Consider the following 10,771-nt stretch of genomic DNA (forward strand, 5'->3'; position numbering starts at 1 on the left):
ATTAATTCAAGAATTTTCTGAATTTTTAGAGTATAAAATCTTATTTTACTAAATGTTTTCAAAGTGCTATAATAGAGAAGTTCTAGAGGAGTAGCTCTGCTATTTCCAAAAATATAAATCAAAGAGGTGATAACCCATGGGACGTAAATGGGCTAATATTGTTGCGAAAAAAACTGCCAAAGATGGCGCAACATCAAAAGTTTATGCAAAATTTGGTGTTGAAATCTATGTAGCTGCTAAACAAGGTGATCCAGATCCAGAAACTAACTCAGCCCTGAAGTTTGTTATCGATCGTGCCAAACAAGCACAAGTTCCTAAACATGTTATTGATAAAGCGATTGATAAGGCTAAAGGGAACACAGATGAGACTTTCGTTGAAGGGCGTTATGAAGGTTTCGGACCTAATGGTTCAATGATTATTGTTGATACCTTAACATCTAATGTCAATCGTACAGCTGCAAATGTTCGTACTGCTTATGGTAAAAACGGTGGAAACATGGGTGCTGCTGGTTCTGTATCTTACATGTTCGATAAAAAAGGTGTCATTGTTTTTGCAGGGGATGATGCTGACAGTATTTTCGAAATGCTTCTTGAAGCTGATGTGGAAGTAGATGATGTTGAAGCGGAAGAAGGCTCAATCACTGTTTATACTGCACCAACTGATCTTCATAAAGCACTTGTAGTGCTCCGTGAAAATGGTATTTCTGAGTTTCAAGTGACAGAGCTTGAAATGATTCCGCAATCAGAAGTAACACTTGAAGGTGAAGATTTGGTGATTTTTGAAAAATTAGTTGATGCGCTTGAAGCAGATGACGATGTTCAAAAGGTTTACCACAATGTTGCAGATTTCTAATTTGAAGATAATGAAAAGAGTAAATGAAGATAACTCCTAGTTCTTCTATTTGAAAAATGAATACTAAAAAGTATAGAATCAGCATTTTTAGTATCGTCGTTCCATGCTTTTGATTGTACTTAGAGATTTCTAAAATCCTGTAGTGATCTGATTGGACTTGGACTAGTATCTTTATTATAATGATGTGGCTTTATTGGTATCAGAAAGTTGCATTTTTGGAGTGAAACATTTATGATAAGGGTACTATTATCGAGGAGGTCGGTATGACATTTGCACAAAGTTTTGTAAAAATAACTGCTTTAGAAGCAGAGAATCGTATTCAATCAGCTGAGAAGTTCACTCTTTTTATTGGGCGTTCAAGCTGCCCATTTTGCCGTTTATTTGAACCTAAGCTTACCAATGTGGCTAACGCACTTAATGAAGCGGTTTATTTTTTAAATAGTGAGGATTTCAGTGATGCTACTGAAATTCAAAAATTCCGTTCTAAGTACGGCATTCCCACGGTTCCATGTCTTTTAGTATCAAATGGTGGAACAGTCAAGGTTGTCTGTGATTCTTCACTTTCAGAAGATGCTATTACGGAGTTTATAACTGATATTTGAAAAATCATTTAGAATTTGGTATAGTTGTTGTTGACGATTAAACAGAGAAGTCTTGTCAAAAGAGTTTTGCTGTATTTATTTAAGGAGAAAAAGATGAACGCAACGATTTTAATTATGCTTGTTATGATGGCAGGGATGATGTATTTTACTAGCCGTAGTCAAAAGAAACAAGCTGAGCAACGCCAAAACCAGTTAGCTCAACTAAAAAAAGGTGACGAAGTTGTTACAATTGGTGGGATGTATGCGGTTGTTGATGAAGTCAATGTTGACGCTAAGACCATTGTTCTTGATGTTGATGGCGTGTATTTAACTTTTGAATTATCTGCAATAAAACGTGTCGTTACACCAACTACATCTGATTTGACTCCAGTAGTTGCAGAAGGTGAGTCTTCAGCTGTAGAAGAAGTTGAATAAATTTAGTGAATGTTGTTAAAAGAGGTTGGGACAAACCAGCACGATGGCAGAACCCACACCCACAAAGCAATGAAAACCAATAGGCAAAGCCCTCGCTAAGTGCTATACTCTTAGTGAGGGCTTTGCCATCGTGCTGGTTTGTCCCAACCTCTTCTTGCTTAGATTGTTATCTTGAATGACATGTGTTAAAAGTTAATTCAACGCCGTGTGCCGAACAGCACGCACGGTAGTGTGAGAGGAACTAGAGATTAGCCACTCTCAATTTATAATGTTTTACTTTCTTCTCGGACGATTAAAATATCTACCTTGGCATGCCGCATGATATATTCTGAAGAAGAGCCGATAAGAATTCTTTCAATAGTATTGAGACCTGTCGCTCCTAGTAGAATTAAATCAATATTTTCTGATTCAGGAATATCAACTGACAAAAGTGTTTTTGGATTGCCGAATTCTAAGACCGTATTGACATCTTTGACGCCTTTGTCTAAAGCCTGTATACGATAGTCTTCGAGCATCTGTCTAGCGTCTTTTTCTAATGTTTCAAAAACGAATGTATCCAAAGTTGCGATATTTTGTAATGTGCGCGTATCGATGACATGGGCGAGGACAAGCTGAGCATCATTACGCAGAGCAACAGCGCAGCCTTTTTCAAAAGCTAATTCAGCTTGAGGTGAGCCATCAATACCAACTAAAATGTGACGATAAGCTTGTGTAATCATAAAGAACACCTCCTTTTGATTACATTATACACTTTTTTGCCTAAAAATGAAAGCGTTTTATATACAATTTCTGCAAAATCACATAACGGTCAGTTTCATCGTTAAACGAATTAATTTGGGTAAAATAGAGTTTAAAATTGTATAATCATTTCGTTTTTTTATAAAGAATATGAAAGAGCCGATGCATCGGGTTGTTTATCAGAACATAGGGATGGTCACAAGCGATTTTATTGGAAGATAAAGCGGAAAATCGTTTAATTTGGCTAATTTATGGTAAAATAGAGAGTAGAGTATTAAAAATAGGGAAATGTTATGTTTACATTTAGAAGAAAAAAAGAATCTCGCAAGGTGAGTTTAGAAAAAATTCCTAAGCATATTGGAATCATTATGGATGGGAACGGCCGTTGGGCTAAAAAACGCTTGCAACCTAGAGTTATAGGACATAAGGCAGGAATGGACGCGCTTCAGTCTGTGACTATAAAAGCAGCAGATCTAGGTGTTAAAGTCCTAACCGTCTACGCATTTTCAACAGAAAACTGGACAAGGCCTGTCGATGAAGTTAAATTTATTATGAGCTTGCCGGTTGAATTTTTTGACAAATATGTTCCTGAACTCCACAAGAATAATGTCAAAGTGCAAATGATAGGAGATACGAGTCGTTTACCTAGGGAAACTTTAAATGCTCTTAATCGAGCGCGTGAGTTGACTAGACGAAATTCGGGATTAATCCTTAACTTTGCATTGAATTATGGAGGAAGGGCTGAAATTGTTTCGGCAGTTAGACAAATTGCTCAAGATGTTTTAGATGCACGATTCAATTCCGGTGATATCACGGAAGATTTAATTGCGAATTATCTACAGACCGCAACTCTGCCCTATCTTTATCGTGATCCCGATTTGATTATTCGTACAAGTGGTGAATTGCGTTTGAGTAATTTTTTACCTTGGCAATCAGCTTATAGTGAGTTTTATTTTACAGATGTTCTGTGGCCCGATTTTAAAGAGAAAGGCTTAATAGCAGCCATTGAGGAATACAATCGTCGTCACCGTCGATTCGGTGGCATTTAGAAAGAGGAGTAAATGAAGGAACGTGTGATTTTTGGTGCAGTGGCTCTACTGATTTTTGCCCCATTTCTCTGGTTTGGAGGGGTTGCCTTTCAGATATTTGTCGGAATATTAGCAATGATTGGTGTTTCTGAAATTGTTAAAATGAAAGGTTATGAAGTTTTTTCTTTTGAAGGACTACTAGCGATGCTAGGAGCTTTTGTTTTGGCAGTTCCTATGGATCATTATTTTACATTTTTACCAGTTGATGCCAGTCTTAGTGCATATACTATTTTGGTGTTTTTTCTCTTAGCAGGAACGGTACTAAATTTTGGGAAATACCATTTTGATGATGCCCTTTTTCCCATTGCCTCTAGTTTTTATGTAGGGATTGGTTTTCAAAATCTTATTAATGCTCGTATTGCAGGTTTAGATAAGGTATTGTTGGCCTTGTTTATTGTTTGGGCGACAGACATAGGAGCTTATATGATAGGGCGCTCGTATGGTAAGCATAAACTTCTTCCAGCTGTTTCACCAAATAAAACGATTGAGGGAAGTTTAGGAGGTGTTTTATCAGCAGTAGTTGTATCAATTCTTTTTATGCTGGTAAAACCGACAGTTTATGCTCCTCAAAAATTCTTGGTAATGTTATTATTTGTTGCTATTTTTAGTATTTTTGCTCAATTTGGTGATTTAGTAGAAAGTGCTTTGAAACGCTATTTTGGTGTTAAAGATTCTGGAAAATTAATTCCAGGGCACGGAGGTGTTCTTGATCGTTTTGATAGCATGATATTTGTTTTCCCAATCATGCATTTCTTTGGTCTGTTTTAGGAGGTGCTATGCTAGGTATTTTATCTTTTGTTATTATTTTTGGAATTATCGTCACAGTTCATGAATTTGGACACTTCTATTTTGCCAAAAAATCAGGAATTTTAGTTCGTGAATTTGCTATTGGTATGGGACCGAAAATATTTGCATATATTGGAAAAGATGGTACAGCCTACACGATTCGTTTGTTGCCATTGGGAGGTTACGTCCGTATGGCTGGCTGGGGAGATGATGCCACTGAAATTAAAACAGGCACTCCAGCGGCTTTAACATTAAATCAAGAAGGTTTGGTGACACGTATTAATTTATCAGGTAAGCAACTTGATAAAACAGCTTTACCGATTAATATTATTAGCTATGATTTAGAAAAGCAACTAGTTATTACAGGAATTGTTCTCGGCCATGAGAAAACCTATACTGTTCATCATGATGCCACTATTGTAGAAGAAGAGGGCACTGAAGTTCGTATTGCTCCGATAGATGTTCAGTATCAAAATGCTACCATACCAGGCAGGATGATAACAAACTTTGCTGGCCCCATGAATAATTTTATCCTTGGAATTGTTGTGTTTATTGTTTTGATTTTTATGCAGGGTGGAGTAGAAAATCTTGAAACGACACAGGTTCAAGTATTAGAAGCCGGTGCGTTCGCAAAAGCTGGTGGGCAAACCGGTGATACTGTTCTCTCTATTGCTGGAGTTGAAGTGACTGACTGGGCTAGTTTACAGAGAGTGGTGAGATTAAATGCTGACAAAAATGGAGAAGATGCTCCTATTGAAATAGAAGTGAAAAAATCTTCAGGACAAACCAAGACACTCTCAGTGACTCCGTTGGAAAATAATGGTGCTTTCTACATAGGTGTGACGCCATCTTTAAAAACAGGTTTCTTGGACAAAGTCAAAGGAGGATTTATCAAAGCATGGGAAACAGCCTTTCTCATTCTAGATGCCTTAAAAAGTTTGATTACTAATTTTAGCCTAAATAAATTAGGTGGCCCAGTTGCGATTTACCAAATGTCGAACCAAGCTGCCTCTAACGGAATAGAATCTGTTCTTTACCTTATGGCTACCATTTCGATTAACTTGGGAATTTTTAATTTAATCCCAATACCTGCCTTAGATGGTGGTAAAATAGTGATTAATATCCTGGAAGCTCTCCGTAGAAAACCATTAAAACAAGAGACAGAGACTTATGTAACTCTTGTAGGAGTTGCCGTTATGGTAGTGCTGATGATAGCAGTTACATGGAATGATATCATGCGAGTGTTTTTCTAACCAAAATGGCAATAATTAAAGACATATTTGCGTGAGTCTTTTTCAGTAATAATCAATTCGAACAAGAAAGGAATTTAATAGGGAATTTAATTATTGAACATTGTCGGGTTAATTGTAAAATGACGAAGCAAATGCTTAAACAATAGCCTAAAAGACTATGGTAATTTTAGATAATAATTATCCCTTAATATCTCTTATATTATGAAACAATCAAAAATGCTAATTCCAACACTTCGGGAAATGCCAAGTGATGCTCAAGTGATTAGTCACGCCCTAATGTTGCGTGCAGGCTATGTTCGTCAAGTGTCTGCAGGTATTTATGCCTATCTACCGCTTGCAAATCGTACCATTGAAAAATTTAAGACAATCATGCGTCAAGAATTTGAAAAAATAGGTGCAGTAGAGATGTTAGCACCAGCTCTTTTGACAGCGGATCTTTGGCGCGAATCAGGTCGTTATGAGACTTACGGAGAAGATCTTTATAAGTTAAAAAATAGAGATCAATCTGATTTCATATTGGGGCCAACTCATGAAGAAACCTTTACAATGTTAGTACGTGATGCGGTTAAATCGTATAAACAATTGCCGCTTAACCTATACCAAATTCAATCAAAATATCGTGATGAAAAACGTCCGCGTAACGGTCTTCTTCGTACCCGTGAATTTGTTATGAAAGATGGTTATAGCTTCCATAGTAGTTATGAAGACCTTGATGTAACTTATGAGGATTATCGAAAAGCATATGAAGCAATCTTTACACGTGCTGGTTTAGAATTCAAAGGAATCATTGGTGATGGTGGTGCAATGGGAGGAAAAGACTCTCAAGAATTTATGGCCATTACTCCAAATCGTACAGATTTAAACCGTTGGCTTGTTCTTGATAAATCTATTTCATCTATTAATGAAATACCTAAGGACACCTTGGAAGAAATTAAGGCTGAATTAAATGCTTGGCTGGTTTCTGGTGAGGATACGATTGCCTATTCAAGCGAGTCAAATTATGCTGCAAATCTTGAAATGGCTACGGATGAATACAAGCCTTCTAATAAAGTAGTTGTCCAAGAGAAACTCACTAAAGTCGCAACCCCAAATTGCAAATCTATTGATGAGGTTGCTAATTTCCTAAACATTACAGAAGAACAAACGATTAAGACCCTTCTATTTATCGCGGATGAAAAACCAGTTGTGGCTTTACTAGTTGGTAATGACCAAGTGAATGACGTTAAATTGAAAAACTTCCTTGGTGCCGATTTCCTAGAACCTGCTAGTGAAGATGAAGCTATCAAATTATTTGGAGCAACATTTGGTTCTCTTGGGCCAGTTGGTTTGTCAGAAAAGATACGAATTATTGCTGACCGTAAGGTGCAAGATGTTGCTAATGCTGTCGCTGGAGCAAATGAAGATGGTTACCATTGGACTGGTGTGAATCCTAACCGTGATTTTACAGCTGAGTATGTGGATATTCGTGAGGTCAAAGAAGGAGAAGTCTCGCCAGATGGGCAGGGGGTTCTCAAATTTGCTCGTGGTATTGAAATTGGTCATATCTTTAAGCTTGGAACACGTTATTCAGATAGTATGGGTGCTACTATTTTAGATGAAAATGGCAGAGCTGTACCAATCGTTATGGGCTGCTATGGTATTGGAGTCAGCCGTATTTTATCAGCAGTTATCGAGCAGCATGCGCGTCTGTTTGTCAATAGAACGCCAAAAGGAGATTTCAAATTTGCATGGGGAATTAATTTTCCAAAAGAATTAGCGCCATTTGATGTTCATCTAATTACTGTTAATACAAAAGATGAATTAGCACAGGTATTAACTGCAAAAATTGAAAATGAATTAATGGCAAAAGGTTACGATGTGTTGACAGATGATCGTAATGAACGAGTGGGATCTAAATTCTCAGACAGTGACCTTATTGGATTACCAATTAGAGTAACGGTTGGTAAAAAAGCAGTTGACGGCATTGTGGAAGTTAAAATTAAAGCTAGTGGTGATACAATTGAAGTTCACGCTGACAATTTAATTGAAACATTAGAAATTTTGTCTAAATGATTCTTTAGGGGTGTAATTTACCTAAGTAGGTGTACTGACATGGTTAGGTGAAAAAACAAAGTTGCATGTCAAGCAGTGTTTGATTTAGCAAAAGTATCTGATGAAAATTGGACATATTGAAATGTCAATGTTAATCACCTCTTGAATGAGGTTCTCTAATAGATTGTGAGAGACTGCAAAAACTTAGTAATAATATTAGATTGTAGTAGGAGATTGACCATTAAAATGAACAATGAGAGGACCGATCTGGGAGCCCACTGAAAAAAGTAAAAGCTTTACGATTTGCCTGAACAAAAAAAGAGGAATCTATTGCATAAGTTGATATACTCCCCTTATAGTGGACAGTGAAAAAACAAAAATTCACTAGAAACTAAAAGGGGAGTTTTCACATGTCAAAAAGAAGTCCAAAATCAGTAGAAGAAAAACTAGAGATTGTTAACTTGTATCTAGAAAAAGGGAAATCCATTTCAAGCTTAATAAGGGAATATGGCGTCAGTGATACCGCCATTAGAACTTGGGTTCGTAAATACAAACATCTAGGTATAGCAGGATTAAGAGAAAGTAATACTTGGACGAGGTACTCAAAAGAAATCAAAGAACAAGCCGTACAAGATTATCTATCTGGACGAGGAAGTTTGGAGACAATCATTGAAACTTACTACATATCATCTGGAAGTGTTCTCGAAAAGTGGCTAAAACAAACGGTATACTAGTGGTAAAGAAATCAAAGCAACTAGTAAAGGATTAAGTCGTATGAAACAGGGACGTAAAACCACTTTTGAAGAACGTGTGGAGATTGTCAACTTCACCATTACTCATGATAAGGACTATCAGGCAGCGATTGAGAAATATGGCATTTCCTACCAACAAGTTTATTCCTAGGTGAGAAAGTTTGAGAAGGACGCTAGTCAAGGACTCCTAGATCGCAGAAGTAAAGGGTTAGACAGTAAACCGCCCCTTCCCCCAGAAGAAGAGTTACAGCTCAAAAACAAGCAACTAGAAGAGCGCAACCGCTATTTAGAAATGGAGGTAGGGTTGCTTGCAGTTGCTTGTTGCCAATCGTGTCGTCACCCTGTTCCTAACGCCTGGACAAGCCTTGCAGGGCTATCCGTAACTCGCTTTGCTTCGAACGGCTAGCGCCAAAAAGTTGGAAGAAATCAGGCGCAGAAACCGACGGTAAGACTCGGACGTTACTTAGAAGAATTTCAAGCTATTAAAGATTATTCCGATAAGCATAGTGGATCCTCTATTAGCCAGTTATGCCAATGACTTGGAGTGTCTCGATCAGGTTGTTACAAGTGGCTTAATCACAAAGAGACTACATCTGAGGAGACAAATCGAACACTATTAAAAACCATCAAGGAACTACATACCAAACGCAAGAGAATTTTAGGCTACCGTCGAATGACGCGAGCTGTCAATCGGAAACTTAGAACAACTTATAACAAGAAGCGAATTCGTCGCTTAATGCGTATCCTTGGTATCTCATCAATTATCCGTCGTTCTCGAGGCTATTGCACGAAGACTAGTTTTGTGACTATCGAAGAGAATTTTCTCAATCGAGAGTTCACAGCTCAAGCCCCTAATCAAAAATAGTGTACAGATGTGACTTTCTTGCAATATGGGTTAGGGTGTAAGGCTTATTTAAGTGCTATTAAAGACCTTTATGATGGTTCTATCGTGGCTTACCATATCAGTAAGCATAATGATCATGGAGAACCTAAGAAAGGCTATGGAAGCTAATCCAGATGCCACACCAATCATCCACAGCGACAGAGGAAGTCAATCCACTTCACGGGAATACCGGATGGTAACACCCCAATATCAGATGACACGCTCTAGGTCACGAGTTGGAAATGCATTGACAATGCGCCAATTGAGAGTTTCTTTGGTCATTTTAAGACGGAGTGTTATGACTTGAAGGCTTACAAGACATTTGAGGAATTAGTTTATGATATTGATGACTATATCTATTTTTACAATAACGAACGATTTCAAGAGAAGCACAACGGCCTTGCCCCTCTTGAATTGAGGAACAAGGCCGTTGCTTAATCTTTTATTATTTCATTGTCCACTTGACAGGGAGCAGTTCAATCTTCTCCTCAAACTAAGATTCGGTAAACTAGAAATCAGTTGCTTTCATCCCCTTAGTCAAGACCAACTAGAACTTATTTTAGAAAAGGTACTTACTTATGACCGTCAGGCTCAATGATTTAGGGCAGGTTTATCTTGTCTGCGGGAAAACTGATATGCGTCAAGGGATTGACTCACTTGCCTATCTGGTTAAAAGTCAATTTGAACTAGATCCTTTTTCAGGGCAAGTCTTCCTATTTTGCGGTGGTCGTAAAGATCGCTTTAAGGCACTTTATTGGGACGGTCAAGGCTTCTGGCTACTTTATAAACGTTTCGAAAATGGAAAACTCACCTGGCCAAACACAGAAAAGGAAGTCAAAGCCTTAACTTCTGAACAGGTTGACTGGCTGATGAAGGGATTTTCTATTACACCTAAAATCAATACCACAAAAAGTCGTGATTTCTATTGAAATCATGGCTTTTCTTTCGGTATAATATAAAAAAACAATGGAGGGACGAACATGAGTTCAAAAGATAACATTATTGAAAGTTTAACAAAACGATAGAGACTATGTCTAATGAACTCGCCCTCCTTCGTGAACAAGTGGCTTATTTGAGACAAAAACTTCCAGAGTCAACAAAGACTTTGGAAGTTTCAATATACTCTGTTATTGGACGCTTACGATTTATTAAAGTTATAATCCTCTTCATACTTCTTAACTACAAAATGGAATACTAGTCTACCCACGAACTTGTTGCACTTGACTTGACAATTTGCTAAAATTCCCAAAAAAGAAAAAATTTAAAAAAAGGTATTGACAAGAAGAGGATATATTTGGTAAGATATATGAGTTGTCTCGTAAGAGAGAAAGGCAGATATAGGAAAAAAACTAGAAAAAAGTAGTTGACACC

The 10,771-nt window shown here is 37.5% G+C and carries 9 protein-coding genes and 3 pseudogenes; 11 read left to right on the forward strand and 1 reads right to left on the reverse strand.

Going from position 1 to position 10,771, the window contains the following annotated elements; genetic code table 11:
* The first annotated feature begins 136 nt into the window (after nt 1-136).
* The 3 genes from GZ996_RS08535 (at nt 137) to yajC (ending at nt 1,869) form a co-directional block, all read left to right on the forward strand.
* Complete coding sequence (locus tag GZ996_RS08535; protein WP_156806289.1) at nt 137-853, forward strand: YebC/PmpR family DNA-binding transcriptional regulator; 717 nt, start codon at nt 137-139, stop codon at nt 851-853.
* Nucleotides 854-1,116: 263 nt separating this feature from the next.
* Complete coding sequence (locus GZ996_RS08540) at nt 1,117-1,455, forward strand: thioredoxin domain-containing protein (RefSeq protein ID WP_156806288.1); 339 nt, start codon at nt 1,117-1,119, stop codon at nt 1,453-1,455.
* 93 nt (nt 1,456-1,548) lie between these two features.
* On the forward strand, nt 1,549-1,869 hold the full coding sequence (yajC, locus tag GZ996_RS08545; RefSeq protein ID WP_156806287.1) for a preprotein translocase subunit YajC: 321 nt from the start codon (nt 1,549-1,551) through the stop codon (nt 1,867-1,869).
* A gap of 263 nt (nt 1,870-2,132) precedes the next feature.
* Here the strand turns inward: yajC and GZ996_RS08550 are convergent, their stop codons facing one another.
* A complete protein-coding gene (locus GZ996_RS08550; protein WP_161979394.1) occupies nt 2,133-2,588 on the reverse strand; it encodes a universal stress protein in 456 nt (151 codons plus the stop codon).
* 312 nt (nt 2,589-2,900) lie between these two features.
* On the opposite strand from GZ996_RS08550, the gene GZ996_RS08555 reads away from it, so the two are divergent.
* From GZ996_RS08555 to GZ996_RS12265, 8 genes and pseudogenes are all read left to right on the forward strand, one after another.
* A complete protein-coding gene (locus GZ996_RS08555) occupies nt 2,901-3,656 on the forward strand; it encodes an isoprenyl transferase (RefSeq protein ID WP_161979395.1) in 756 nt (251 codons plus the stop codon).
* Between the two features lie 12 nt (nt 3,657-3,668).
* Entirely contained in the window at nt 3,669-4,463 is a 795-nt protein-coding gene (locus GZ996_RS08560; RefSeq protein WP_156806285.1) for a phosphatidate cytidylyltransferase, read from the forward strand.
* Between the two features lie 8 nt (nt 4,464-4,471).
* Nucleotides 4,472-5,734 carry an RIP metalloprotease RseP gene (rseP, locus tag GZ996_RS08565; protein ID WP_162011838.1) on the forward strand — a complete coding sequence of 421 codons (1,263 nt, stop codon included), beginning with the start codon at nt 4,472-4,474 and terminating at the stop codon, nt 5,732-5,734.
* 201 nt (nt 5,735-5,935) lie between these two features.
* Nucleotides 5,936-7,786, forward strand: a complete 1,851-nt coding sequence (locus GZ996_RS08570; RefSeq protein WP_202913605.1) for a proline--tRNA ligase — start codon at nt 5,936-5,938, stop codon at nt 7,784-7,786.
* Nucleotides 7,787-8,175: 389 nt separating this feature from the next.
* A pseudogene (locus GZ996_RS12255) lies at nt 8,176-8,827 on the forward strand (transposase); the annotation flags it as partial.
* Between the two features lie 102 nt (nt 8,828-8,929).
* Nucleotides 8,930-9,838 (forward strand): annotated as a pseudogene (locus GZ996_RS12260) (IS3 family transposase); the annotation flags it as partial.
* A gap of 140 nt (nt 9,839-9,978) precedes the next feature.
* Nucleotides 9,979-10,329: an IS66 family insertion sequence element accessory protein TnpB gene (gene tnpB, locus GZ996_RS08580; protein WP_162011839.1), complete on the forward strand. Its 351-nt coding sequence runs from the start codon at nt 9,979-9,981 to the stop codon at nt 10,327-10,329.
* A gap of 51 nt (nt 10,330-10,380) precedes the next feature.
* Nucleotides 10,381-10,598, forward strand: a pseudogene (locus tag GZ996_RS12265) (hypothetical protein).
* Nucleotides 10,599-10,771: the final 173 nt, after the last annotated feature.

The organism is Streptococcus sp. S784/96/1 (assembly GCF_902729355.1).
Taxonomy (GTDB): domain Bacteria; phylum Bacillota; class Bacilli; order Lactobacillales; family Streptococcaceae; genus Streptococcus; species Streptococcus caledonicus.

Coding starts and splice junctions, on each gene's coding strand:
- GZ996_RS08535 (WP_156806289.1), top strand. CDS start 137: ATGGGACGTAAATGGGCTAATATTGTTGCGAAAAAAACTGCCAAAGAT.
- GZ996_RS08560 (WP_156806285.1), top strand. CDS start 3,669: ATGAAGGAACGTGTGATTTTTGGTGCAGTGGCTCTACTGATTTTTGCC.
- GZ996_RS08540 (WP_156806288.1), top strand. CDS start 1,117: ATGACATTTGCACAAAGTTTTGTAAAAATAACTGCTTTAGAAGCAGAG.
- GZ996_RS08555 (WP_161979395.1), top strand. CDS start 2,901: ATGTTTACATTTAGAAGAAAAAAAGAATCTCGCAAGGTGAGTTTAGAA.
- rseP (WP_162011838.1), top strand. CDS start 4,472: ATGCTAGGTATTTTATCTTTTGTTATTATTTTTGGAATTATCGTCACA.
- GZ996_RS08550 (WP_161979394.1), bottom strand. CDS start 2,588: ATGATTACACAAGCTTATCGTCACATTTTAGTTGGTATTGATGGCTCA.
- GZ996_RS08570 (WP_202913605.1), top strand. CDS start 5,936: ATGAAACAATCAAAAATGCTAATTCCAACACTTCGGGAAATGCCAAGT.
- tnpB (WP_162011839.1), top strand. CDS start 9,979: ATGACCGTCAGGCTCAATGATTTAGGGCAGGTTTATCTTGTCTGCGGG.
- yajC (WP_156806287.1), top strand. CDS start 1,549: ATGAACGCAACGATTTTAATTATGCTTGTTATGATGGCAGGGATGATG.